The 26,878-nt window shown below is 44.3% G+C and carries 22 protein-coding genes; 16 read left to right on the forward strand and 6 right to left on the reverse strand.

Translation table 11 applies throughout. The annotated features are described in order from the left end of the window. The first annotated feature begins 15 nt into the window (after positions 1-15). Positions 16-1,713 (forward strand): 2-oxo acid dehydrogenase subunit E2, encoded by a 1,698-nt coding sequence (locus AC58CZ_RS06200; protein ID WP_494224349.1) that lies wholly within the window; start codon positions 16-18, stop codon positions 1,711-1,713. A gap of 162 nt (positions 1,714-1,875) precedes the next feature. Here AC58CZ_RS06200 and AC58CZ_RS06205 read toward each other — a convergent pair whose 3' ends face one another. Beyond that, a complete protein-coding gene (locus AC58CZ_RS06205; protein ID WP_494224350.1) occupies positions 1,876-2,502 on the reverse strand; it encodes an OmpW family outer membrane protein in 627 nt (208 codons plus the stop codon). Between the two features lie 487 nt (positions 2,503-2,989). Here AC58CZ_RS06205 and AC58CZ_RS06210 point away from each other — a divergent pair, with 487 nt between their 5' ends. Together AC58CZ_RS06210 and AC58CZ_RS06215 are read left to right on the forward strand one after the other, a co-directional pair. Next, complete coding sequence (locus AC58CZ_RS06210; protein ID WP_143506625.1) at positions 2,990-3,217, forward strand: hypothetical protein; 228 nt, start codon at positions 2,990-2,992, stop codon at positions 3,215-3,217. A gap of 189 nt (positions 3,218-3,406) precedes the next feature. Beyond that, positions 3,407-4,390 carry an ion transporter gene (locus tag AC58CZ_RS06215; RefSeq protein ID WP_494224351.1) on the forward strand — a complete coding sequence of 328 codons (984 nt, stop codon included), beginning with the start codon at positions 3,407-3,409 and terminating at the stop codon, positions 4,388-4,390. A gap of 133 nt (positions 4,391-4,523) precedes the next feature. On the opposite strand, the gene AC58CZ_RS06220 is transcribed toward AC58CZ_RS06215, so the two are convergent. From AC58CZ_RS06220 to AC58CZ_RS06230, 3 genes are all read right to left on the reverse strand, one after another. Next, positions 4,524-5,171, reverse strand: coding sequence for a TerD family protein (locus tag AC58CZ_RS06220; RefSeq protein WP_277077880.1), 648 nt, complete (start codon positions 5,169-5,171; stop codon positions 4,524-4,526). A 50-nt stretch (positions 5,172-5,221) separates the two neighbouring features. Further along, positions 5,222-6,349 (reverse strand): WYL domain-containing protein, encoded by a 1,128-nt coding sequence (locus tag AC58CZ_RS06225; RefSeq protein ID WP_494224352.1) that lies wholly within the window; start codon positions 6,347-6,349, stop codon positions 5,222-5,224. 183 nt (positions 6,350-6,532) lie between these two features. Then, the gene (locus tag AC58CZ_RS06230) at positions 6,533-9,268 is read right to left on the reverse strand and encodes an AAA family ATPase (RefSeq protein ID WP_494224353.1); all 2,736 of its coding nucleotides are present in this window, start codon (positions 9,266-9,268) and stop codon (positions 6,533-6,535) included. A 688-nt stretch (positions 9,269-9,956) separates the two neighbouring features. Here AC58CZ_RS06230 and rsmG point away from each other — a divergent pair. From rsmG to AC58CZ_RS06280, 10 genes are all read left to right on the forward strand, one after another. Next, complete coding sequence (gene rsmG, locus AC58CZ_RS06235; protein ID WP_494224354.1) at positions 9,957-10,673, forward strand: 16S rRNA (guanine(527)-N(7))-methyltransferase RsmG; 717 nt, start codon at positions 9,957-9,959, stop codon at positions 10,671-10,673. A gap of 272 nt (positions 10,674-10,945) precedes the next feature. Beyond that, entirely contained in the window at positions 10,946-11,725 is a 780-nt protein-coding gene (locus tag AC58CZ_RS06240; RefSeq protein ID WP_494224355.1) for an AAA family ATPase, read from the forward strand. Between the two features lie 104 nt (positions 11,726-11,829). Beyond that, positions 11,830-12,972, forward strand: coding sequence for a ParB/RepB/Spo0J family partition protein (locus AC58CZ_RS06245; RefSeq protein ID WP_494224356.1), 1,143 nt, complete (start codon positions 11,830-11,832; stop codon positions 12,970-12,972). Between the two features lie 101 nt (positions 12,973-13,073). Next, complete coding sequence (locus AC58CZ_RS06250; protein ID WP_494224357.1) at positions 13,074-13,787, forward strand: MotA/TolQ/ExbB proton channel family protein; 714 nt, start codon at positions 13,074-13,076, stop codon at positions 13,785-13,787. Positions 13,788-13,857: 70 nt separating this feature from the next. Beyond that, positions 13,858-14,289 carry an ExbD/TolR family protein gene (locus tag AC58CZ_RS06255; protein ID WP_058024949.1) on the forward strand — a complete coding sequence of 144 codons (432 nt, stop codon included), beginning with the start codon at positions 13,858-13,860 and terminating at the stop codon, positions 14,287-14,289. A gap of 76 nt (positions 14,290-14,365) precedes the next feature. Continuing rightward, a complete protein-coding gene (msbA, locus tag AC58CZ_RS06260) occupies positions 14,366-16,153 on the forward strand; it encodes a lipid A export permease/ATP-binding protein MsbA (RefSeq protein WP_494224358.1) in 1,788 nt (595 codons plus the stop codon). Positions 16,154-16,219: 66 nt separating this feature from the next. Beyond that, positions 16,220-17,341, forward strand: a complete 1,122-nt coding sequence (gene lpxK, locus AC58CZ_RS06265) for a tetraacyldisaccharide 4'-kinase (RefSeq protein WP_494224359.1) — start codon at positions 16,220-16,222, stop codon at positions 17,339-17,341. A gap of 45 nt (positions 17,342-17,386) precedes the next feature. Continuing rightward, on the forward strand, positions 17,387-18,199 hold the full coding sequence (gene kdsB, locus AC58CZ_RS06270; protein WP_494224360.1) for a 3-deoxy-manno-octulosonate cytidylyltransferase: 813 nt from the start codon (positions 17,387-17,389) through the stop codon (positions 18,197-18,199). Between the two features lie 86 nt (positions 18,200-18,285). Further along, a complete protein-coding gene (locus tag AC58CZ_RS06275; protein ID WP_494224361.1) occupies positions 18,286-19,416 on the forward strand; it encodes a DNA polymerase III delta subunit-related protein in 1,131 nt (376 codons plus the stop codon). A 117-nt stretch (positions 19,417-19,533) separates the two neighbouring features. After that, complete coding sequence (locus AC58CZ_RS06280) at positions 19,534-19,881, forward strand: PilZ domain-containing protein (protein WP_058024954.1); 348 nt, start codon at positions 19,534-19,536, stop codon at positions 19,879-19,881. Between the two features lie 129 nt (positions 19,882-20,010). On the opposite strand, the gene ppk2 is transcribed toward AC58CZ_RS06280, so the two are convergent. Further along, positions 20,011-21,108 (reverse strand): polyphosphate kinase 2, encoded by a 1,098-nt coding sequence (ppk2, locus tag AC58CZ_RS06285; protein ID WP_494224362.1) that lies wholly within the window; start codon positions 21,106-21,108, stop codon positions 20,011-20,013. Between the two features lie 184 nt (positions 21,109-21,292). Next, positions 21,293-22,921 (reverse strand): acetyl-CoA C-acetyltransferase, encoded by a 1,629-nt coding sequence (locus tag AC58CZ_RS06290; protein WP_494224363.1) that lies wholly within the window; start codon positions 22,919-22,921, stop codon positions 21,293-21,295. A gap of 583 nt (positions 22,922-23,504) precedes the next feature. Here AC58CZ_RS06290 and AC58CZ_RS06295 point away from each other — a divergent pair. From AC58CZ_RS06295 to AC58CZ_RS06305, 3 genes are all read left to right on the forward strand, one after another. Then, positions 23,505-24,905 (forward strand): 3-oxoacyl-ACP reductase, encoded by a 1,401-nt coding sequence (locus AC58CZ_RS06295; protein WP_494224364.1) that lies wholly within the window; start codon positions 23,505-23,507, stop codon positions 24,903-24,905. Positions 24,906-25,211: 306 nt separating this feature from the next. Beyond that, positions 25,212-26,123 carry a MaoC/PaaZ C-terminal domain-containing protein gene (locus AC58CZ_RS06300; RefSeq protein ID WP_494224365.1) on the forward strand — a complete coding sequence of 304 codons (912 nt, stop codon included), beginning with the start codon at positions 25,212-25,214 and terminating at the stop codon, positions 26,121-26,123. 129 nt (positions 26,124-26,252) lie between these two features. Then, positions 26,253-26,777 (forward strand): protein tyrosine phosphatase family protein, encoded by a 525-nt coding sequence (locus tag AC58CZ_RS06305; protein WP_494224464.1) that lies wholly within the window; start codon positions 26,253-26,255, stop codon positions 26,775-26,777. Positions 26,778-26,878: the final 101 nt, after the last annotated feature.

Genomic DNA, 26,878 nt, shown 5'->3' on the forward strand with positions numbered 1-26,878 from the left:
ACTAGGAGATAAAACATGGACATTAAAGCCCCCGATTTGGGTGTCGATAGTGCTGAAGTCAGCGAAATTATGGTAGCAGTGGGTGATGTCATCGCAAAAGATGACAACATCGTTTTGTTAGAGTCTGACAAAGCGTCAGTTGAAGTACCAAGCTCTGCTGCTGGTAAAGTCACCAAAATCAATGTCGCCATCGGCGATCAAGTCAGCGAAGGCATGGTATTGATCGAAGTAGAGAGTGCTGACGTAAGCGATGATAATGACGATACTGCCGAAGAAGTAACTGATTCAGAACAAGCAGACGATAATAATGAAGACGCATCTGTTGAAGATGATGCAGATGCAGAAGAAGCGACTGATGATGCTGGCGAAGGCGCATCGACTACCCATGCACTGCCAGATATAGGCGTTGATGAAGCGCAAGTGGCTGAAATTATGGTAAGTGTAGGCGACACGGTCAGTGCCGATGAGTCTATCCTACTGATTGAGTCAGACAAAGCCTCAGTCGAAGTGCCTGCACCAGAAGCAGGCGTAGTCGAAAAAATCTTGGTTAATGCTGGTGACACTGTTGCCAACGGTCAAGACTTTATCGTTATTAAAGCGGCAGGTACTCCTAAGGCAAAACCGAAAGCGGATACTGCTAAAACTGAATATAAAGCGGACAAGCCTGCACCGAAAACTGAAAGCAAGTCACAGCCAGCCCCAACAGGCGAACCAAAGCAAGCGCCTGCACCGACCTCAACTGCTGCACCTGCAGGTAAAAAATTGAGCGAAGCGGAAGTCAATAAAAAGTTGGTTGATGTATATGCAGGTCCTGCTGTACGTAAATTGGCTCGTCAGCTTGGCGTCGATATCACACAGGTAAATGGTTCAGCATTAAACGATCGCATTCTAAAAGAAGATCTGTTTGCGCATGTTAAAAACCGTTTGACCACCCAACAAGCCGCACCAGCTGCTCAGGGTGCTGTTAGCTCAGGTCTGCCAAAACTACCTGATATGAGCAACGTTGAAATCTGGGGCGAAACAGAAACCCAAGATTTAAGCCGCTTGCAAAAAGTGTCAATCCCGCAGCTGAACTACAATACCTATCTACCGCAAGTGACACAGTTTGATTTGTCTGATATCACCGAAACTGAAAAACTACGCGGTGAGCTAAAGGGTGACATGAAGGCGCAAGGTATTGGCCTGACTATTTTGGCCTTTATTGTTAAAGCAACTGCTTACGCCTTGACCCAGCACCCACGCTTTAACAGTCATTTGAGTGATGACAATACGCAAGTGATTTTGCGTAAGAGTGTTAACATGGGTATTGCGGTTGCGACTGATGACGGCCTAGTGGTTCCTGTGATTAAAAATGCACAGGACAAAGGCATCAAGCAGATCGCCATCGAAATTGGTGAGTTGGCAGGCAAAGCACGTGATAAAAAGCTCACTACTAAAGACATGCAAGGTGCAAGCTTTACCATATCAAGCCAAGGTATCTTGGGCGGTACAGCATTCACGCCACTGGTCAACTGGCCACAAGTGGGGATCTTGGGCGCATCAGAAGCGACTATGCAGCCTGTTTGGAACGCGGCTAAGCAGACTTTTGAGCCGCGCTTGATGCTGCCATTGTCATTGTCTTATGACCACCGCGTCATCAATGGTGCGGATGCAGCGGTATTCACTCGCTATGTTGCTACATTGCTTGCTGATCCACGCCGTATTTTGCTATAGCTGATACGCTACGCTAAAAACTAAAACCAAAAAAAGACTGCCTAAGGGTGGTCTTTTTTTTGAGCAGTACTGTATTTGAAATAAGCAAATGTTAGCCAAAAAAAAGCCAGCGTCAGCGCTGGCTTTTTATACTTAGATCATCGAGTTTAATACGATTTGTGATTAAAACTGTTTAACAAATGCAACGCCATATACCCAAGGGCTGATATCGATTTCACCGATGTCACTGCCATCTAAAGTAGCATCTGTTTTGATGTCCATATAACGCGCATCGATACGGAAAGCTTCAGTTGGAGCGAAAGGAATGTCTAAACCGACATGACCAGCCACACCAACGCTATCATCAAGATCTAAATCACCACCAGTAGAGATTCTTTCTTTAAAAAAGGTCGTATAGTTCACGCCAACACCAATGAATGGCTTGATATTCATTGGCATGTTGTCAGAGTCAAAGTGATATTGCACAGAAAGAGTCGGTGGTAAATGTTGGGTTTTACCTGTTAAAACTTGTGTGCCATCCGCACTGTTTAGATCAAAATCATGATGAAATGGAAGTGCTGCGAGTAGCTCAACACCGACATTGTTGGCAATGAAGTACTCACCACTAATAGTTGGCTGTATATCGCCGTCAACATCAACAGACAAACCATTATCTAGAGTGCCATTATCACTTTTAGGGTCAACATAATGTGCACCAGCCGCAATAGACCATGTACCAGCAGGTACAGCAAAGGCAGAAGTCATGGTAAGAGCAGTGGCAGCAGCTAAAACTAGGGATTGTAGTTTCATGATTTGATTCCTTAATATATTAAAAGGTTATCAGTGCTAATGAGGGATGACATTGCACACTGATACATAATGTTATAATGGATGATAAAGCGGTAACATTATGACTCTATTATAGTATAAAACCACAATTACTGTAAGGTTTTAATTGTGCTTTACTAAGTTTTATTTAATTAATTATAGTAAAGGCGATAACGGTATAATTATTTTGATTATTTAAAAAAATTGATTATTGTGAGTTAGGGTATAAGCCTGTTGTGATACTCTGAAAATGGGTAGATAAGAATTATAGTCAATCCACTAAAAAAGCGTTACAGCGTTAACCTCGCTTGAAGTATTACTTATACATATGCACTCGGTTGCCTTGTACCACTCTTAAATTGGATCAACTATATATTGATTATTGCTAATGTCTGAACGGTAGAATTGGAAATAAATGGTGACGGCTTACTGAATTGATATTCATGATTTGATAAGAGGCGTACGTATTATGCTCGGTTATTGTAGCAACTCCCCACTACGTTGTAAGAACGCCCGTTCTACCAAAATATTGAATCAGGTAGATTCTTGTTGCCCTGAGTGCCATTTATTTTTAGTACCTGCTCAAGACATCAGCCAGCAATTGCCCGCTGATGAGCAGTTTTTACGATTATCAGTAGTAGGCACCGCATTGGTGCTATTGATAGCAGTCTATCTTTATTATCTACATGGGACATAATAGCGGCTGCTGATGAACAGGCGATAAGCCAATGCCATGCTGGGTCATGTCAAATAGTTGATATTTTCGTATTGATGAAAGCGCATTAAATAAAGCGTGTGCTCTTGATGATAGAGCGCTTGAACACCTTGCAAGGCAGTTAATTTATTTTATTTATATAATACCGGTATTTCACCGAATAGGGATGGCATGCTACTCAAATCTATAAGGCGCTTGCGTCATTTTGTTTATGATACGTTGCAAAATGATGAACATGACACTTTATTTAGCCGCTATATTGATTATTTTCTCATATTTTTGATTATGACCAATGTGGCAGCTGTGATTGCTGAGTCAGTTGACAGCTGGTACTACCCTTATCAAAATTATTTTACTTGGTTTGAAAACTTCTCTATTGTGATCTTTTCTATTGAATATTTGCTGCGACTATGGAGTGTTGCTGAAGCCAAACCGGATAATACAACGTGGAAACAGCGTTGGGATTGGGTGAGAAGTCCTTCCGCACTCATTGACTTGGTAGCCATTGTTCCAGCCTTCTTAAACTTCTTCGTCAATATCGATTTGCGTTTCTTACGTATTTTGCGTTTGTTTCGTATTCTCAAACTGACGCGTTATTTTGCGTCCATGCGTATTTTGCTGGTGGTCATCAGTAAAGAGCGCGGTTCGTTTCAAGCGGTTATTTTTATATTGATTATTATGATTGTGACTGCCTCGAGTGGCATTTATTTGGTCGAAAATCATGCGCAGCCAGAAGAGTTTGAGTCAATACCCAAGGCGATGTGGTGGGCTGTAGTAACGCTCACGACCGTGGGTTATGGGGATGTCACACCAATCACTAATGCTGGCAAGATATTGGGTGCTATTATTACGATATTGGGTGTGGGTTTGGCGGCACTGCCCGCAGGTATTTTGGCAACGGGTCTGGCAAATGAATTGGCGCAGCGCCGTGAAGAGCTGGAGCAGCATTTTCGTGAGCAGCTGATCGATAGTGATTTTGATTTGGTACAAAATCAGATGATGATTGACAAGATTCGCCGAGAGCTAGGATTAGATAAAGAGCAAGCACAAAATATTGTACTGCAAGTGCTACGTGAGCAAGAGCTTGAGCGGCGCGAAAGAGAAGTAGAAGTGCGTCAAAAGAATTTTTGCCCGCATTGCGGCGAGGCTTTATAGCTTAGTATCTATCAGGCAATCATAGAAATTTATGCTTAAGATTTCTAGAAACAAGTATATTTGTCAGGAAACATAAAAGGGTACTGTGTGGTTGAGACGCAGTACCCTTTTTAGATTTTATGATCGACTGACGCTATATTCCTTGAGGAATCGGTAGCGCCCGTGCCAATTCATGCGCAACTTCTTGCGCCGCTTTTGAGAGATCTTCTGCGCTCAGTGGTAAATTTTGTAGGGTTAAATGCCAGTCATCAACGGATCGGCGCAAATGAGCCACCCAAAGCGTTTTACAATCACGTGGGAGCTGCTTTAGGTTGACTTCAAAACAGCGGTTACCCTCATCATCACTCAAATGAATCTCACCTTTTTTGACCCTAGAGAGTGAGTGCCCATGATAGGAGTTGGCAATCAAAGCGATATGAGTGATATGTAAGGGAATTTCTTCTAGCTCTAGTCTGATTTGTTCTTGATCAAGCGGAGCCAAATACATGGCTTGCTCTCCGCGATCCTTACCGTTTAGACTGTCTCCTTGGTGCTTGACGGATTCAGCTTTGTCACGTAATTGTTTGAACCAGACAATATCACTAATGATGCAATTGTCATCATATAATACACAAGCCAAGTCGATATCTACCGCGCTTTTGTCCTTTTTAAAACGCTTCAACAACCCTTTTGGCTCGATCTTAGTAAATTCATAGTTGAGCGCAAAAAATAACGTTCCCGTATCCAAGCCCAGTCCTCTTAAACTGTCGGAAAGCAGCGGTGATGGGGCAGCGGTTGGCATAATATTCCTTTTTTAATTTTTAGTGGTTAACGATTAGTGTCATTCGAGTGTTATTCGTTGTTTGTCATTGCAGGTTGGTCCAATACCGCTTGATAAAGGAGTGCAGGCTTGGCGTCTAACAGTCCACTGCCAAAACCACGTAACCACCAGACCAGCTGTGAGGTCAAATTAACGGTCGCTTTTATTGTTAGGGTGTCGTCGTCGTTTGATGTGACGATTTGATCATCACTCAGCTTGCTCTCAGTGAGGCTTCGGCCTGCTTTTTGGGTAAATTTTAGCTCAACGGCTGTGTTTTTACCACGCTCAGCCAGCTCACCGAATAACGGATGACTAAAGCCCATACTGCCTTCATCCAAATACGTATCGAGCTGAAAGTTATCTGGTGTCTGTGCTGCGCTCTCTAAAATCTCGACTCTATCAAATCGATGCAGCGCAAAAGTGCGGATGGTGGATTTTGGGTCATCGGTACGAGTCGCCAGCAGATAAATAATCACGCCACGCTGAATGATAGCAATAGGATTTAGGGTGTATTCACTGGCCTCTGACTTATTGCTGCGAGTGTAGCAAGCATTAATTTGCAGCTGATAAAACAATGCATGGTAAATGTTGTCTTTGCTATCTAAATCTATATCTGGGGCAATAAGTGGCTGGGTAGCAGGCTCGATACGTACACGGTCTATCCATGAATGCGTGACTTTACTATTTTTGAGCTGTCGTCTTGCTAGATCAAACCACGGGAATAGCTCATCTAAAATCACAGGTGGCAATAGCTGAGTGAGATTGGCCTCGACCATATTAAAAGCAACTGCTTGTGATAGATTCATATGCGGCAAGCTTTGCAGCGGCGCATCTTCTTTCCAGCGCCAACCTTGTGGATTGGCGTTGTTTTTTTCGATAGGAAAGCGTTTGGCCAATGCGTTCAAATCACGTTGCACGGTACGCAGACTAATGTCAAAACCGGCCATCATGAGCTGTTCATAAATATGTGTCGTACCTACCCAGCGATTGCGCTGTAGCTGTGACAGTACTTGCCATTGACGAGCCGTTGTCGCTGCCCCGTGACGATTATCTTGGGTCTCTTTTAACACATCATTTTCTGCCGCCTCTATTGCAACTGCTTGCTCATCAGAATCTGACTGAGCTTGGATGTTCTCGGCGTTAGTAGAATGTACAGTCATTAAAAAATACCCTTTATAAAGTCACAGGTTATTGTTCTACAGATTTTGGCTGGTTGTTTATCATCTCAGAAAAGTATCAAAGCGTCTAGGGACGTTCGTATACATTTAGGCGCCGTCTAAGCGCCGTCTAAACATGGTTTAGACACGTCCTAATTATCATTTTGGTGTGTTGTTATTGACACTTTAAGCTTTACTGTGCTCACGGTTATCAGTGACATCACTATCGCTATTTTCGCCTTTACGTTTTTCTTTTTCTATTTTGTCCTCTTTTTTTTGGCGCTTAGCTTTGCGTTTTTTCTTCTCTTTCTTTTTTGACTTTTTATCATCTACCTCATCATCGCCGTCTTGGTTCTCATCCCATAACATCAGACGATTTAGGACTTTGCCAAATAGGGTGTCTTTGCGGTAGCGACCTTTTTTATTCATGGTATCGATGGGTAGGCCTGTCATCAAGGTCAATGCTTCACTCAAGGTATAAACGCCATAAATATGGAAGTCGCCGTCTTTTACCGCAGCAATGATATCGTCGCGTAGCATGAGTTGTTTGACATTGGCCATTGGAATGACCACGCCTTGAGCGCCCGTCAACTCTTGCTCACGGCACGCATCAAAAAAGCCGGCGATTTTGGCATTGATACCACCAACCGCTTGTACTTCGCCCAGCTGATTCATAGAACCAGTAATGGCAAAGGATTGATCAATAGGGACATTTGCTAAAGCGGATAGTAGCGCACAACCTTCGCTAACGGTGGCACTATCACCATCGATATGGGCGTAGCTTTGTTCAAACGCGAGCGAAGCGCTGAAGTTTAGCGCATGGTGTTGGCTAAATAACGCACGCAAATAACTGGTCATGATTAACATACCTTTAGCGTGCAAGCTACCACCCAAGTCTACATCACGCTCGATATCAAGGATTTCACCTGCGCCGATATTTGGCTGGATGACCGCAGTGAGGCGCGCTGGCATGCCAAACTCACTATCAGCATAGCTGACGACGGTCAGGGCGTTGACTTGCCCAACTGCACTGCCTTGAGTTTGAATCAGCTGCTGGCCGTTTTTGAGCTCGTCCCAGTATAGATCGCGCAAATATCCTGAGCGCTCATCCATGTCATCGATTGCCTGAATGACATGATCTGCTGTCACCATTGTCTCATCATTTAAACGAGCGTGACGGTTTGATTCATGCAACAGTTTAATCAACAAATCACTGTGTAGGCTTAAACGGTCCTGCTCTTCAGCTTGCAAGCTTAAATGCTCAAGTAACGTGGCTTGCGCGCTACTATCGAATGGATAGAGATCAGCATAATCGATGATGTCTGCCATTTTCGCTACCAGTGCCAATTCATGCTCGCTGGTGCGCGTCACATCATCATGAAAGTCCGCGCGAACTTTGAACACCGCATCAAACTCAGGCTCAAGCTCAAGCAGCTCATAATATAAGTCTGCTTCACCTAATAAGATCACTTTGATATCAAGATCAATGGGCGCTGGTGATAAAGACAAGCTACCTGTTAGCGTTAGCATTTGCTCAAGGCTTGAGAGCTTAATTTTGCGTGACTGTAGCGCACGCTTTAGACCTTGCCATGCATAAGGATGCTCAAGTAAATGGCTGGCTTCTAGCAGCAGGTAGCCGCCATTGGCGCGGTGTAGGGCACCTGCGCGAATCATACTGACATCAGTCGTTACTGTCCCTAATTGGGTAATTTGCTCAACATGACCTAATAAGTTTAGATGGGTTGGTAAGTCTTCAAAGACAACAGGCGCGCCACTGTCTGGTGCGTGACTGACAATGACATTGACCGCGTAACGGCTGGGTGTTGTGGTCAATACAGCCGTCACAAACTCTTCGTCATCGCCGTTAACGATACGCTCTACATGAGTAACCATATCGGCAAATATGGCTTTGAGATAGTCAACCACAAGTGGGTGCGTGGCAAATTGCTCATAAACAGGCGCGAACAAAGGCTGTAGTGCACGGCGTGCGATACTGCGATGCAGTGATTCTATCGCATCGTTGGCTTCGTCTTCTAACTGCTCCAACGCAATGGTTAGTTGACTGAGGCGCTTTTGCATATGGTTTTTCTGTACAAAGTTATTTAACTCAGCCTCGTACTCACTGTTACCATACTCAGAATTTTGAGCGTTGTTTTGCTCTTCATCATGGTTAGTCTTATCGTTGCTCAATATATTGGCTTTTTCGTTATCATTTCTTGGCGACGAATTTGCACTGTTGCTAGATGGTTCTGAAGCCTTTACAGGGTCGCTACTAATGTCTGTCGTCAGCTGACTGGGATGGACGAAAACTGCCTTGTTATCAAACGAGCGAAACGTCAAGGCAAGGTCATACTGTTTGCCTTCAGCATTCAGCGCATCATAGGCATGACTCTCTTTTTGATGCGTATTATTTTTAATCGCTTCGATTTTACTTTGGTATTGGTCGCTACGAAAGCGTTGGCTTAGTCGCTTTTTTGCCTGTTGCCACAAGTTATTGACCTGCTGTTGTAGCAAGGCGGCTTGCCCTGCAGGTAGACGCAGAGCCAGTGGCGTACGCGGATCGGTAAAATTGTGCACATAAACCCAATCATCAGGCGTTGGTGCGTCGGCGGCAATACGGGCCAACAGGCGACTGATGACAGTACGCTTACCCAAGCCGTTCTCGCCAGCAGCAAACACATGATAGCCACTTGCTTTGATGTCTAGCGCAGTATGCAAGGCTTTGAGCGCACGTTGTTGACCGAAGCCAACATCTAAGTCAGGCGCAGTACGTGTGTCGGCAGGCAGCTCATCAGGGTCGCTATAGCGTTTTAGTTGCTCAGCCGAAATACGGCAGCTTTTTTGAACCTCAGTAAAAATAGGATTTGGGGCGTTAGATATTACTGGTTTATCGTCTTGTGAGTCAGCGGTAGGTGGTACCATATTATTAGCGTCTTTTGATATTTGAGATATAGGGGTATAAGGTTGTTCGGTCATAGGTTTTTGAGAGATCGTTTTAAAGGTATTGAAAGAGTATGAGGGATAATATATTTATTCTGGTCATGCGCGCATTGAATTTTTTATAATTAATAGGGCGTGTTGAACATTCGCAAATAGGCACTGCTGATCGCTAAAATTGTTCCAGACAAGGCACAAAGCGACGGTAATGCAGATGCCTTAGCGAGATTTGTAACGCAGTATGGGGCAATTTTAGCATCAGCCCCAACGATAAAAGCAGGGGACAGGACTCTTTTTTGCCGCTTCATCGTTAAAAATAAGCGCTTAGAGTAACTAAACTTATTATTTTTAACATCGAATCGCCTAAAAAATAGTCGCTGTCAGTGCCATGGTCGAATGTTCAACACGCCCTAATGACATCTTACAAGATATAGTCGCATTTTAGCGAAGTCATTAAACGCAGTTTGTATCATATTTACAGGAATCTTTGATCATGATAAACGAAAAATAAAGAAACTAGGCAAGGCGTTTTATGCTGTTAACGCAGAATAACGCGTCATGAACGGTGCAGATAGTATAAGATGTCCCACATTGGCGCAATCTGCAACTATTCAATGAGCAGACTGCATGATAAAATAGGCGGTTCACATGTCAAAACTGGATAACTCGTTGTATGTCAGCTTCCGCTAAAACCTCTTCGTCGTCTACTAGCACGGGTAATATCAATATTGATCCGACTGGCTTTGTGAAGCTTGGCTCACAATTGCCAAAGCTGGCCAGTATCTTAGCCCAAGCCGTAAATGAGCTAAGTCTATCACTAAGTGAGAAACAGCAGCGCACGTTATTATTATACTTAGACCAGCTTTTGTTGTGGAATAAAGCGTATAATCTGACCGCCATCACCGATCCAGAAGAAGCGCTGATCAAACATGTGATTGATTGCTTGTCTATTATAACGCATTTGCCGACAGGGTCGCTGCTTGATATCGGTACAGGTGCAGGGTTGCCTGCAGTGATTATTGCGATTTGTCAGCCTGAGCGCTCGTGTACAGCCCTTGATAGTAATCAAAAAAAGATTCGCTTTATTAAGCAGATCAGCAGTGAGCTTGGCTTACGTAATATGCAACCGATCGCTTCGCGTATTGAAGCGCACGAAGCCAGCTATGATGTGGTGACTTCTAGAGCGTTTGCCAGTTTGATAGATTTTGTTGAAGTAGCGCAGCCGAGGTTGGCAGATGGCGGTTATTTGTGTGCTATGAAAGGCAAAGCGCCAAGCGATGAAGAGCTAAAAGCGCTTGATAGTGATTGGCACATTAAGACGATTAAGCTGACAGTGCCGTGTCTGCATGATAGTCGTCATTTGATTGAAATGTCTGCTAAAAATGCCTGAAAGGTAGATACTTCTCAGTCATGAAACAGCAGTCGTTTTTTGTGAAACGCAGTTTACGTTTGTACCTAAATGGCATAGTATTTAAAAGGCACTGAAAATATACAAACGAAAATTGGGTAACTTATAAAAGAAAGTTTTTTATAAATGGCTGCCTTTCATGAAGCGCTGATTTAGTAGCACTGCATAAGCATATAAGATTGAGCGGCAAATTCTGCGTCAAATAAATGAAAAGAAAAAGTCAGTAACAGACCTTAATAAAATTGAGTGAGTGTATGGAAATCATAGCAATTGCGAATCAAAAAGGCGGCGTGGGCAAAACCACGACGGCGGTAAACTTGACCGCCAGTTTAGCTGCTAAGCGCAAGCACGTACTACTGATTGACTTAGACCCACAGGGCAATGCAACCAGCGGTACGGGTGTCGACAAAAACGAGCTGACGCTTACCATAGCCGATGTTTTACTGGATGGTGTAGCGCTGTCAGAAGCCATTGTGACCAGTCCGGCAGGGTTTGATGTGATCGGTGCCAATCGTGATTTGGCTGGTATGGACATCACGTTGATGAGTAAAACGGACAGTCACGAGCTGTTCAAAACGGCGATGAAAAATCTGGTTGATGCGCAGAAATCCTCGCAACAGCCCCCATACGATTATGTGATTATAGACTGTGCACCCAGTTTGAACCTACTGACGATTAATGCCTTGGTTGCAACTGATAGTGTGATTATCCCAATGCAGTGTGAATATTATGCATTAGAGGGATTAGCAGATTTATCGCAGACGATTGAGCGTCTTACTGAATTAAACCCTAAGTTATACATTCGCGGTGTTGTGAGAACGCTGTTTGATGCGCGTAACACGCTTGCCCGTGATGTGTCTGCTGAATTAGAAGCGCACTTTGGCGATATTATGTATAAGACTCATATCCCAAGAAATATTCGCCTAGCAGAAGCACCCGCGCATGGTCTACCAGTGATTGCTTATGAGAGATGGTCAAAAGGCGCGCGCGCCTATCAAAAACTGGCCGCTGAAGTGATGAAGCAAAGTAGCTAGTTTTTCTATAAAAGCTTTCGAACAATAAAGCACTTAACATTGTATTTAGTAAGCCGCAGCAGTAATCAATTGGCTTTTATTTTAGCGTTAGAGGATAGGTAATCATGGCGAAGAAAAGAGGGTTGGCTGCCAATCGAGGCTTAGATGCCTTATTAGGGTCAATCAAGAAAGAAAAGCAAATCACCGCCTCTGCCTTGCAAGATGATATGGCTGCACGCGATGTGGCCGTGCCAGCTGAAACGCTAGATACCAACATGCCTGTGAAAACTGCACCCGTCGATGCGGCTGCGCCCAAAGCCAGTAAAAAATCGGCTGCAAAATCCACTAATAATGACACTACTGTCAGTAATAGTACTCGTTCATCACGTGTGACAAGCAAGACGGCTATCAACAAAACGCGTGGTAATAGCACAGACGTAAACGCTTCAGAGGATCAAATCAGCCTCGTGCAGATCGATGTCACGCGTCTACAAGCAGGTAAGTATCAACCGCGCCGTGACATGAGTGAAACGGCACTGGCAGAATTGGCATCTTCTATTGAGCAGCATGGCGTGATGCAGCCCATCGTTATCCGCCCATTGCTCGCCAATGAAGATAAGAGTGAAGCATTTGTCACTCATGAGATTATCGCTGGCGAACGTCGCTGGCGCGCGGCAAAAATGGCGGGCAAGTCGGTTATTCCAGCGATTGAGCGTGCGTTATCTGATGAGCTTGCTATTGCACTGGCCTTAATTGAAAATATCCAGCGTGAAGATCTATCGGTGATCGAGCAGGCAGCCGCGTTGCAGCGCTTTCATACAGAGTTTGGTATGAGCCATGCGATGATTGCTGAAGTGGTGGGCAAGGCGCGTACAACGGTATCGAATTTACTACGCCTAAATCAATTGCATGATACGGTAAAAGATCATTTGGCAAATAGCGCACTAGACATGGGCCACGCTCGAACGCTTTTAGCATTGTCTTCTGAGCAGCAGCCAATCATTGCACAAAAAATCATCGATGGCGGTATGACGGTGCGAGAAGCTGAAAAGCTGGTCAAATCGATCTTGCACCCTGCGCCCAAAACCAACCGTGTCGAACAAGCACAGTCTCGTGACGAAGAGCGTCTCACGCAAAGATTGACAGATATGTTGGGTGCTGAAGTCAAGCTTAAGCACAAAAAAGACGGGCAGGGTAGTGTTGAGATCTTTTTTCACAGTCAAGACCAGTTAGCTGCTTTGATTAAACACATAGAAGCACAGGCTTAAGACAATACGCAAGCTAGTAGGACTGATTTATTAGTAACGACTATTTACGTATAAATCCATCTACGTAACAACTGTTTTTAAAAATATGGAAGAGAGCAAATATGTGGGAGTTAGTAAAGGCAGGCGGCTGGCTAATGACACCTATTGTCGTCTGCTCTATATTGGCATTGGTTATCATTATTGAGCGTAGTCATACATTGCAATTTAGCAAGACTGTGCCTAGCAGACTGCGTGAGCAGCTCATCACTCGCCTACGCGAAAATGGCGATATCGGCCGTACACAATTGATGAATGTCAAAGAGAAGACGGCGCTTGGTGATATTTTGGCAACGGGGCTGCTCTATCGTCAGTACGGCCTAGAGTCTATGACCATGCATATGCAAAATCGTGCTAGCGTACAAGTCCACCAGCTAGAAAAAAATATCAATATGTTGGGTACAATTGGTGCCATTGCGCCATTGCTTGGATTATTAGGTACGGTATTAGGTATTATTTCTTCATTCTTAGCGATTACTGATGGTGCGATGCAAGATCCAACAATGCTTGCTGCTGGTGTGTCACAAGCACTAATTACCACGGCTGCTGGTATGATCGTCGCCATCCCAGCGCTTGTCGCGTATCGATACTTTCAGCGGCGTATCATCGACATCAATGCACAGTTCGAGACTCAAGCAGGGCTGATGATTCAAGAGCTATACGACTACCAATTGCTCGACAATGCTAACGCAGCGGCCCCTGCTAATAGTACGACCACTATTGATGAGCGTGCTCCTGACCGGTTAAATATAGATAAAACCAATGTGGCGACAATATAATTGTCATATTTTCTACTAAGTTTGATGCTCAAAGTACGTTCGTAATAGCAGGTAAATAGAAGAGATTCATATGCGTTTTAGAAAACCGACTGTTGAGCCGCTTGAAATTAATCTGACGCCGATGATTGATTGTTTATTGTTTTTAATCGTCTTTCTGCTACTGGCTACTTCCTTCAATCATTTTAGTCGTTTAAATATTATCCTTCCTGAAGCAGAAGGTGTCGCGCAGACAGAGCAAAAAAATAGTATAGAAGTGGCTGTGCAAGAAGATGGCAGTTACTTGGTGAATGGTATCACGCTTGCTAGTAGTAACGAGGCTGAACTGACCAGCATGTTGCAGCAAGAAGCAGGAAGCAATCGCGATATGCTATTTGTCATCGCAGCGGATGCCAACGCTACCCATCAATCTGTCGTACGGGTGATGGATGTTGCTGGTAAACTCGGATTTTTGAACCTAAATATCAGCACCGTTGTCCCACTTGGTCAAACTTTGCCGCAATAATATTTGCCGCATCATTACTATAAACTGTGTATCAAGCACAGCCCATTCATGTCATGACACCTACATTGAGGCTTTTATGAGCCAAGCTTATACACCTGACTCTACAAAACCTTCTGCTAAAAAACCTTCAGCAGCCCCGTCTAGTCCGCCAAAAAGTAAAACTTTACTGCGTCTATTAAAATATCTAAAACCGTATTGGTGGGCTTTACTACTGACTGTTTTGGGCTTTGCTATCAACGCAGGGACTGAGATTTGGATTGCCAAGCTGTTGCAATACATTACTGATGCCATTAACCAAAGTGATCGAAGCAAACAGGCGTTATTTCCATTACTCATCATTGCGCTATTTTTCGTACGCGGTTTGGGCAGTTTTTTGGGTAACTATTACTCGGCTTTGGTCTCACGTAATTTGGTTTATGAGCTGCGGGTCGAGGTTTTTAATAAACTACTGCGCTTGCCAAGTTCATTCTATTTGGCCAATCCTGCTGGTACGATCTCATCCAAGTTGATATTTGATGTTGAGCAAGTCACTGCTGCCAGTACAGACTCAATGAAGACCTTGCTGCGTGATGGTTTGACGGTTGTGGCATTGATAGGGTTTTTGCTTTATAGCAACTGGCGCTTGACTCTAATCCTATTTGTCGTATTGCCACCAATACTATGGCTCATTCGCATTGCCTCCAAGCGTTATCTTAAGCTCTCTAAAGGTATCCAAAAAACGATGGGTAGTGTCAGTCATATTACCAATGAGGTCATCAGTGGCTATCAGGTGGTAAAGAATTATGGCGGACAAGCATATGAAGCCGAGCGCTTTGATAAGACTTCAAAAAAGAACTTACGTCAAGGCATGAAGGTGGTCGTCACCAATAGCATCAATACCCCAGCGGTGCAGCTGCTGATGGCGATAGCGATGTCGGTGGTGGTATGGCTTGCATTGAGACCTTCAGTTATTAGCGGTATTTCAGCAGGTGAGTTTATCTCTTATATTGCGGCAGCCGGTCTGCTCAGTAAGCCCGTCCGTTCATTGACTGATATCAATCAAAAATTGCAAAAAGGCATTGCTGCTGGTGAGTCGATTTTTGCATTACTTGACGAGCCAGAAGAAGAAGACACAGGCACTATCAGCAAGGCGTTATCTGGTCAGATGTCTTTGGATAATATCAGTTTGGTATATCCAGATTCGACAGTTGCTCTACGTGATTTTACGTTAAATATAAAAGCAGGCGAGACGGTTGCATTGGTAGGACGAAGCGGAGCAGGCAAGTCCTCCTTAGTGAATCTTTTAACGCGTACTCTGGAGACATCTTCTGGGCAAATTACTTTAGACAATATACCAATTGAAGATATCAAATTAGAAAGTCTGCGTGCGCAAATTGCCATGGTGAATCAGCAAGTCGTACTATTTAATACGACAGTATTTAATAACATTGCTTATGGCGGCTTGGCTAATAAGAGCCAAGCTGAAGTCGAGGAGGCTGCAAAAGCGGCTTTCGCGCATGACTTTATCATGAAAATGCCAAACGGCTACCAAAGCGAAATTGGGGCCGAAGGGCTTCAGTTGTCTGGCGGACAGCGTCAACGACTATCTATTGCTCGTGCGCTGTTAAAAGATGCTCCGATTCTGATTTTGGATGAAGCCACCAGTGCGCTTGATAATGAGTCAGAGTATTATATTCAGCAAGCGCTCGATAACGTCATGAAAAACCGTACGACGCTAGTGATTGCGCACCGCTTAACGACTATTGAATCTGCGGATCGTATTGCTGTGATGGATGGTGGTCAGATAGTTGAGCTTGGTACCCATAATGAGCTGATGCAGCTGCAAGGCCATTATGCGCAAATGTATGCTCGAGACTTTGAGTAGAATAGATTTATTTGATAAAGCGTCAACGCCTAAGCAGCGAATCGATAGGATACATGGCAATTATTCATGAGTATTGAGACGATAATTACTAATGCATGGCAACGTAAGGCCGCTTGGTTATGGCTGTTGCTACCTATTAGCTGGCTTTATGGACTGATCACCTTGCTTCGTCGTCACGCTTATAAAGTTGGGCTGCTATCAAGTTATCGCGCACCTATACCTGTCATGGTCATTGGTAATATCAGTGTGGGTGGTAGCGGCAAAACACCGTTAATTATCGCCTTGGTCAATCACTTGCAAAAACGAGGCATAAAAGTCGGCGTCATCAGTCGTGGTTATGGTGGTGATACGAGCCAAATGCCAGCATTGGTTAATGCCACCAGTTTGCCTAACGTAGTAGGCGACGAGCCATGTTTGATTGTTCATATGACAGGCGTTGCCATGGCGGTATGTCCCAATCGTCAGCAAGCAATTACTACCTTGTTGGATGCTGAACCTGATTTGCAATTGATTATCGCTGACGATGGTTTGCAACATTATGCGCTCAAGCGGGATATAGAGTGGATTGTGGTAGATGCCGCGCGAGGGTTTGGTAATGAGCAATTATTGCCAACCGGATTTTTGCGTGAGCCAATGTCACGACTAGAAGGTGCTCATGTGATTTATCATGAAAAACCAAATACAGACTCGGCTAAAAGTAGTAATAAGCCACAGAGCTCTGAGCGCTTGACCATGCGTTTGCAAGCTGATGAATTGCAGCGTTTATGGAGTCCTCAATCACCTATTAAGCAAATAGATAATGTCATTCCTGCTAGCAATAGTAGAGTACACGCAGTCAGTGGTATCGGCTATCCACAGCGTTTTTTTGATACGTTAGAGTCTCTTGGTTTTGACGTGATGGGGCATCCTTATCCTGATCACTATGACTTTAGTTTGGCTGAGCTTTTACAATACAGCGATTATCCTATCGTCGTTACCAGTAAAGATGCGGTAAAAATAAAAGCATTGCTGTCAGACTATACGGCGGAGCAAGCATCAAGTGATGAGTATGCACAGCTCGTTAGCAGGTTGTGGGTTTTGCCTGTGACGGCCGTATTATCCGATAACTGTTATGATCATCTAAACCAGCAATTAAAAGCTTTGGGTATTGAGGCTGACTCTGATGTTGGTACAAAAACGCCATCATAGATAATAGTCAATACGTCAAACTGACACAATTTTTAGGAATAAACCATGTCGCTTGTCACTACACCTGCCAAAACCCATATTGTGATTCCTGCACGCTTTAAGAGTACACGGTTACCCGGTAAGCCATTATTGAGCATTCATGGCAAACCGATGATACTTTGGGTGTCTGAAAAGGCAAAGACAGCAACCTTCGCTGACGATATGTGTATTGCGACTGATGATGAGCAAATTGCAAAGGTCTGTATCGATGCCGGTTTTGATGTCGTGATGACAAGTAGCGAGCATGCGTCAGGCACTGACCGCTTGGCGGAAGTGGCGGCTATTAAAGGCTGGGCTGAGCATGATATTGTGGTCAATATGCAGGGTGATGAGCCTCTTGTGCCGCCCTTACTGCTTGAGCAGGTACAGGCGCTTTTGGTAGCGGATGAGGCTAGCGTCATGGCGACACTCTGTGAGCCTATCAATGATTACGATACGTTCCAGCGAGCTTCTGTGGTAAAGGTAGTCAGCCAACATACGAACAATCTACAGCGCGCGCTTTATTTTAGTCGAGCACCGATTCCTTGTGATCGTGATATCGTATTGGCGGATGACAATCAAAGACAGCCACCAAAAAATGCGTATCGTCATTTGGGCTTATACGCCTATCGCGTTAGTCTATTACAGCAGTTTGTGCATTGGCCACAGACGCCACTTGAGCTGCTCGAGAGTCTGGAGCAGCTACGGGTATTAGAAAACGGTAAGCTTATCGCCATTGCAGAAGCTGCTTGTCAACTGCCGGCTGGTGTCGATACACAAGAAGATCTAGACCGTTTAAATGCCATGAGCTTAGCTGATTTTCAAAACCCCGCTAAATAATGGTTTGAGCAAGCGCACGCACATTATCCAGAGTATCGTTAGCGTGCCGCATCCTAAATATCTAAAAACGTGATAGAGCCATTGTTATGAATGATCTGACAGCAAATGTAGGCACGCAAGAGCGTTCAGACAGTATCTATTTTGCGCCCTTATTGCCATGGCAACAGACATTGTGGTCGCAATTGACGCAGCGAGTATTGACTCAGCAGTCCTTGCCGCATGCATTGCTCGCTGCTGGTATGCAGGGAATGGGTAAACGCGCCTTTGTATGGCGGTTGGTGGCTTGGCTATTATGCCGCGAGCATGATACGAATCCACTAGGCGCATGCGGCGCGTGTGAAAGTTGTCAATGGCTCAAGTCGGGTACTCACCCAAGCTTGCAAGTGCTGCCAATCGTGAGTATGCCAATCAATGCGGATAGCGACACCCTCCAAGACAAATCAAGCAGCGCAAAAGACAAAAAAGCCACCAAGAGCACCAGCAACAGCGCGCTTAAAATCAAAGTGGATGACATTCGTGCCTTGCAGCCTTTTATCTATCAAGGCGGGCAAGGGATGCGCATCTGTGTGTTAGATCATGCGGAGCAAATGACCGTCGCCGCTGCCAATGCGTTACTCAAAACCTTGGAGGAGCCGCAAGCGCAAGTTCATCTATTTTTAATCAGTGACACGCCTGCTCAGCTGCTTCCGACCATCAAGAGCCGTGTACAACAGCTGGCATTACAGACTATTGAGCCCGCTGTTGCTATCGATTATGTGACAAAAGCGCTCGGTCATACCATCAATCGTGAAGCCGTCAGTAAGGTGGCGATTGAGCAGTTGATACAATTAGCAAATGGCGCACCTCTCGCTGCGGTAGCATTGGCACAGGCACCGTGGTACAGCAAACGTGCACTGTGGCTGACCACATGGCAGGCACTGCGAAGTGGTAAACGTAGTAGCGTAGCGGCAAGTGATTATTGGCAAAAACAGCTGAGTATTAAAGAGTTTATTCAACTGTCTGAACGGATGCTCCTAGACATAAAGCGCATCTGCCTAGGACTGAGTGAATTACAAACAGATATCAACCTATCAGAAGCATTAGCCTCTTATCAACCCGATGCTCTCAAACTAGAAGTATTCGGCGATAGTTTGCAGCAGACCAAAGTTGCACTGCAACAAAATGTGCAAGAAAAATTTGCTTATGATAAGCTAATGCAAGAATTGGCCTGCTTGTAGGAGTGGTGACATAGCCTTTGTGAGCTATTGGAACTTATTGATATAAATCGCTTTTGTTTATATTCTCACAATCATTTATAAAAATATATTTGACCCAATTGATAAAGGAAGCTGATTATGGCAATGCCAGGACGCGGCGGGATTTTAACCTGCCATATTGAGACTATCGAAACGTTGTATGCCAGCTATCTGTCTTTTGTGAATAATGGCGCTTTGTTTGTGCCCTCTGATCAGCCGCAGCAATTGGGTAATGAAGTTTTTATTGCTGTTACACTGCCCAACTCTAGTGAGCGTTTGCCAATGAATGGTAAGGTTGTTTGGATCAACTCCAAAACGCAGAGCGGTCGACCAGCAGGCTTTGCTGTGCAAATTGGTAGTGATATCGCAGGACAACGAATCAAGAACGAAGTTGAGCGTTTATTGGCTGGTAAAATAGATAGCCTGCAATCCACTTATACCATGTAGCCCATACCACTTAACCCAAAAACCTAGGCGTCTTTATCGATGGTCATCATGGCTATATTGTATGATTAATAAAAAAGCCTTATAACTGTATAAGGCTTTTTTTAGGACGTATATCTGTATCCGTGAGTGCTAGTAGCGCGGCGGTACGTACATATCATCAGGAATAGGCTCGCGGTAGTATTCGTCATCACGTTTGCGACTGGGCAATTCAACTTCCTCACGAGGTATCTCTTTATAAGGAATCTGGTCGAGCAGATGTGCAATACAGTTGAGCCTAGCGCGCTTCTTATTGTTGCCTTCAACCACCCACCATGGGGCCTCAGGGATATGAGTGCGCTCAAACATGGTCTCTTTTGCTTTGGTATAATCCTCCCAGCGCCTACGGGATTGTAAGTCCATCGGCGAGAGTTTCCACTGTTTTAGCGGATCGTATATTCGGCTCATAAAGCGTGCATGCTGCTCATCGTCAGTAATAGAAAACCAGTATTTCACCAAGCGAATGCCTGATCGCACAAGCATGCGTTCAAACTCTGGCACTGACTGGAAAAACTCCTCATATTGCGCATCAGTACAAAAGCCCATGACGCGCTCGACACCGCCGCGATTGTACCAACTGCGATCAAACAAAACGATCTCACCTGCGGCTGGTAAGTGTGCCACATAGCGCTGAAAATACCACTGGGTTTGCTCGCGTTCAGTAGGAGCAGGTAAGGCGGCAACACGGCACACGCGTGGATTTAGCCTTTGGGTAATACGTTTGATAGCGCCCCCTTTACCCGCAGAATCTCGCCCTTCAAAGATAACGACGATACGCTCACCATTTGCGACCACCCAGTCTTGCAGCTTGATAAGTTCTCGCTGCAATCGTACCAACTCATGGAAATAAGTACGTCGATCCAGTTTTTCTTGCTCACTCATCTCACGACCATTGAAGCGAAAGTCACGTGCATAGTCATCTATTTCGTTTTCTAGCTCTTCATCGTAGGTATCGATAAGGTCTTGATGCATTTTTCGACGCAGCTCATCGTCTAGAATGTCTTTTTCGATGCGCTCAGCCAAGATGGCTTGTTCTCGGTTGTATTGATCTAATTGCTCCTGGGTGGTGAGTGATTGAAAGTCTGTGGTTGTAATGGGTTTTGTCGTTACCAATTTATCAGAGCCAAAAATGATTTGTCTCATTTTTCTTAATAGAAACTTTTTCTTAAGTAGAAATTCTGTCTTACCCATAAATATTACCTTTGTTTGGCGTGTCAGCTTTTTTAAGAGGTTACTATCTAGGTCGGTTCTATCATAGCAAAGTACAGACAATAAAAAATGCCCTTTAAATAGTTAAAGGGCATTTTTTATGAGAATAGATGAGCTGATAAAAATGATGAATCAAGTACTCATTTTCATTCGTTACTTACCGAACTTATTTTTCTAAGATGCAAGTCACGCCTTGACCACCAGCGGCGCAAATAGAAATTAGCGCACGGCCTGAGCCCTTTTGATCAAGTAGTTTTGCAGCGGTGGCTAGGATACGACCACCGGTCGCGGCAAATGGATGGCCTGCTGCTAGTGATGAGCCATTCACGTTTAGCTTGCTGCGATCGATCGAGCCTAGTGGCGCATCAAGACCTAGGCGCTCTTCACAGAATGTCTCATCTTCCCAAGCGGCGAGTGTCGATAGCACTTGTGAGGCAAACGCTTCATGAATCTCATAGAAATCAAAATCTTGTAGCGTGAGTCCAGCGCGCTCAAGCATACGTGGTACCGCATAAGCGGGTGCCATGAGTAAGCCTTCGGTAGTACCAGATTTACCGATAAAGTCTACCGCCGCTGTCTCTTGGTGCACGATATAAGCCAGTGGTTTTAGACCATGCTCTTTTGCCCATTCATCAGTACCCAATAGGACACAAGATGCGCCATCAGTCAGTGGCGTTGAGTTGGCAGCAGTCATCGTTGGATTGGCGTTCTTTTTGCCAAATACTGGCTTTAGCTTACCCAGTTTCTCTAGCGTGGTGTCTGGACGTAAGTTGTTATCACGAGTCAGACCTTTGTATGGGGTGATCAAGTCATCAAAGAAACCTTCGTCATAAGCGCGTGCTAGGTTTTTGTGACTGTTAAAGGCAAGCTCGTCTTGAGCTTCACGAGTGATGTTCCACTCAAGTGCTGTAATCGCTTGATGCTCGCCCATCGATAGACCAGTACGCGGCTCGCCATTTTGCGGTGAGTCAATCAAGTCTTTTGGATTTAGACCCATCAATGCCTTTAGGCGTTGCTTGTTGTCTTTGGCGGCACCAAGCTTGATCAGTACTTTACGCAGACCATCACCAATAGCGATAGGCGCATCTGAGGTAGTATCTACGCCGCCTGTGATGGCTGAATCGATAACACCCAGTGCGATTTTGTTCGCAGAAGCAAAGGTCGCTTGTAGGCCAGTTCCGCACGCTTGTGAGATATCATAGGCTGGTGTATGTGGGTTCAGCGCTGTGTTCAATGTTGCTTCGCGAGTCAGGTTGATATCGCGGCTTAGCTTCATAACGGCACCAGCGACCACTTCACCGATGACTTCGTCTTGTAAGTTGTAGCGCTCAACCAAGCCGTCTAGAGCCGCAGTCAACATATCTGTATTGCTGACGTCAGCGTATGAGCCATTTGAGCGAGCAAATGGAATACGGTTACCACCTAAGATTGCCACACGATTTTGGTTTGTAGCAGGTTTGGTTGTACTCGCTTTTTTAGTTGCAGTCGCTGGTTTTTTAGCTGCTGTGGTTTCTACTTTTTCATCATCTGGTTGTTTGCTAGTGGTATTTTTAGTCTCTGAGTCGTTGGTATCAGTTCCTTTAGCGTCAGATTTTTTAGTAGCTGGCGCTTCTTTTTTTGTGTTTTCAGCTTGTGTGCTATCAGCCTTGGTATCGTTGGCCTTAGTATCAGCTTTAACGTCAGCAGTTTTAGCAGTTTCATTGTTTTCAGCAATTTCTTGTGGTTTTGCATCGCTGGCTTTAACAACAGTGCTTTCGACAACTGGACTATCAGGGTGGTTATTTTTATTACTCATAATATTATCCTTAAAAAGTATGGGCAGAAAAGTTGAAGGGTAAAAATAAAAAAAGTGGCAAAGTCATGTTAAGCAAAAATCAAATATTATCATTTACCAGCTAGTATCGCTGTGTATGATAAGTCGTTTTGTGCTCGTTTAATGTATATCTTTAGCAAACGATGTGTCGCTTGTATAAGTTCAATGACAGCTTTAAGCGTACTGGTTAAGGCGCTGATAGACTGGCGAGTACCAACAAGTATCAGATAGTAGCATTGCATAACGATATGTTTGATAATATATTGTTATCAATAATTATGTTTGCCATAACTTATACGTCAGATTTTAACATGTTATGATGGTCAGCAAGTGGGTAAAAAGTCGTCAGCTTGTATACTGACTTGTTTACAGATTGTTGTAGACATTGTCTGTTTTTGGACATGTTTTTAATGGCAGTGTATAGTTTGGCAGTGTATAGTTAGGCCAGTTTTAAAATGATTTACCAAATATCAATAATTACAATGTTGATGAGTCTATATAATAGGCGTATTACATTTAGTGTTTACTATTATTTAAACCATTCATTATTTATAGGGAATATATTATGTCAGACCGTTATGGTGATTTTGTTCAATCTTCTATTGGTAAAAAAGTCGCAAAGAATTTAGGTTTGCCAATGCCAGCGACGCTTGATCGTTTTGAAAGCGGTGAGCGTTTGGTTCGTGGCAGTGTACTAGTTGGCCGTGCTAATGGTGAGGACAAAAGCATTAGTGAATCTGTTGCACGTATTTTGTTAGATGTGCATGCTGATGTATATGTAAACAGCAGTGATGATGTTAAAGACGCCCTTGCTGATGTAGGCGTTGAAGCAAAAGCCAATACAGGTGGTGACGATCAGTTCAAAGTATTGCTTTTTGATGCAAGTAATATCAGCAATGCAGATCAGCTAAAAGAAGTGTACGAGTTTTTTCATAGCGTTGCGCGCCGCGTAGAAAAGTCAGGCCGTGTGATCGTTATTGGTCGTACGCCAGAGGACATCACTGATATCGAAACTGCCATGGCACAACGTGCACTTGAAGGCTTTGTAAAATCAGTAGGTAAAGAGTTCAAGCGCGGCATTACAGCTCAGCTTATCTATGTAGAAACAGGTGCTGAGCAAAACCTAGACTCGACCTTGCGCTTTTTCACTTCAGCACGTTCGGCTTATGTCTCAGGACAAGTGGTACGCGTGAGCAAAGGCGACTCAGTTGATGTCGATTGGAATCAGCCTCTAGGCGGTAAAACGATGCTAGTGACGGGCGCAAGTCGCGGTATTGGCGAAGCAATTGCTCGCGTATTAGCTCGTGAGGGCGCACATGTAATCTGTCTTGACGTACCGCAGCAGCAAGCTGACCTACAAAAAGTTGCTAGCGAAATCAGTGGCTCTGTATTGACAGTAGACATCACTAGCGATGACGCTGGTGCAGAAATCGCAGATGCGGCGCAAAAGCGAGGTGGTCTGGATTCAGTCATTCATAATGCTGGCGTGACACGTGATAAGACATTGGCCAGAATGGATGAGAAAAAGTGGGACATGGTCATCGATATTAACTTGGGCAGCATTGCTAGGCTGAATCGCTACTTGCTCGATAATGATGTGCTAAAAGAAAACGCCCGTATCGTATGTGTGTCATCTATTTCAGGTATCGCTGGTAACATGGGTCAGACCAATTATGCCACTTCTAAAGCGGGTGTTATTGGCTTGGTTAATGCGACTGCTAAGCAGTTAGAAGACAACGCAAAAGGCATGACCATCAATGCAGTAGCACCAGGGTTTATCGAAACACAAATGACGGAAGCGATTCCGTTTGCTATTCGCGAAGCTGGTCGTCGTATGAATTCAATGAGCCAAGGTGGTTTACCAGTTGACGTGGCTGAGACCATTGCATGGTTGGCTTCACCTGCTTCGGGTGGCCTAAATGGCAACACAGTTCGTGTTTGTGGTCAAAGCTTACTTGGCGCATAATACTGATTTGTTGGTGAGACGATGTGGCAAATGAGGAGAAGGTAGCGTGATGGTATTATCCCTTGTTTTTGATTTGCCTCACATATGCTTACGAAATATTTGCTGATAAATTGTAATAAAGCTGCCCACGGGTGGCTTTTTTATGATAAAAACACAAGAGCCATCAGCCAAACTATTTTTTGCTACTAAAAATACTTGCAAAATTGATTGAATATAGTACTCATTGATAATAGGTATCAGTCAATGACTGCTTAATGTCTTTAGATACGTTAAAAATCTTGTTCAAGCCACATTTAGGATTTACTTATGTCAGACACCCATTATGACGCGTTGCCAAAAGCGCACACTACCTATGCCAATATTGTCAAAAGCTTACTACCGATTGGTAACAGTGGCAAAGTCAGTAAAGATCAATTGCCACAGGCCACCTATTACGTCGATGATTTGCATATCGATCATGATAATCTAAACGACTATCGTAAAATTTGTGGCTTTGCTGATAATGGTAAAGTTCCAGCGACGTACTTTTCAGTACTATCACAGACTCTACAGATGAATATGATGGTCAAAGAGCCGTTTCCATTTGCGATGTTGGGTCTGGTACACGTAGACAATAGCGTCACGCAGCATCGTCCTATCGGTGAGCGCGAAACGGTGTCCATGTCGGTCACTTTTGATAACTTGCGTGACCATGCTCAAGGTCAGCAATTTGACTTTGTCACCACGGTCAAAGCAGAGGACAAAGTAATTTGGGAAGGAACGTCAACTTACCTATCACGCAGCAAAAAAACGGCCAGCAGTAAAGATAAAAAAAGCACGCCGCGTCCAGTTGCTGTGAAGCCAGAAGTAGGTAAAAAAGACGTACACAGTATTTTTGAAGTGCCAGAAGATATCGGTCGCCGTTATGCTTTTGTGTCAGGTGACTTTAACCTGATTCATTTGCATCCACTATCAGCGCGCGCGTTTGGCTTCCCTAAAGCAATTGCACACGGCATGTGGTCAAAAGCTAAGTGTCTTGCTCTAATGGATGAGCTGCCTGATGCTTATACCGTTGATGTTTCTTTCAAGTTACCGATCTTTTTGCCAGCAGAAGTGGAGCTTATTGCGCAGCCAATCGCTCAGCTTGAAAGTGTCGGCGATACCTGTGATTTTGGCTTATATAGCTCCAAAAACAGTAAGCCACATTTGGCGGGTGTCGTGACGTTAAATAGCAAGTAGCAAGCATTGTACGACGTATTCAAACCTATATCTTAATAGCCATATTTAACCAACACGTTTATCATTATGACTGCACAAAACATGAATTCACAAAATAGCGCGACAAGTACGGATCAAGCTGACAGATCAATGACTATTGATACAGTAGCTGCTAATGACAACGCTGTCACTGATATCCCAAGTGATGACCATAGCGATTCTGACAATGGTGTTGATTTGTCCGCTGTCTTTGAGCCTTATTTTCGTCCGGATGCCAATACTATTGTGTGCGGCGCGTTAAATGAGGAAAAAGTCGCCGCTCTAGCAAAAGCTGGCGTTGAGTTGGTGATTAATTTGCAGCTAGAGGATGAGTTAAGCTTTAATGAATCAGCTGCCGTTGAGCGCGCAGGAATGAGCTACGAGCACCTGCCTATTAATGGCGCTGAAGAGCTAAAGCAGCTTAAGATATTGGCGTTCGATAATATATTGCGTCAGTATCATGGTAAAAAGATGGCTATGCACTGCGGTTCAGGCAACAGGGTAGGGGCTGCCATTGCACTACGCGCAGGCTGGTTGCGTGGGCGCAAGATGGATACAGCTATGGAGCGTGGACGTAGTCACGGCTTGACCAAGCTTGAACAAGAAGTCCATAATCGCTTGCTAGTACCGCGCTAAATTATCATAATAATTGAAGCATAAAAAGGCGACCGATAGGTGGCCTTTTTTATTGGTTATCAATGCATTTATACTGATCTCCAATATCTCTATAACGCATG

Source organism: Psychrobacter sp. CR212, from assembly GCF_059693765.1.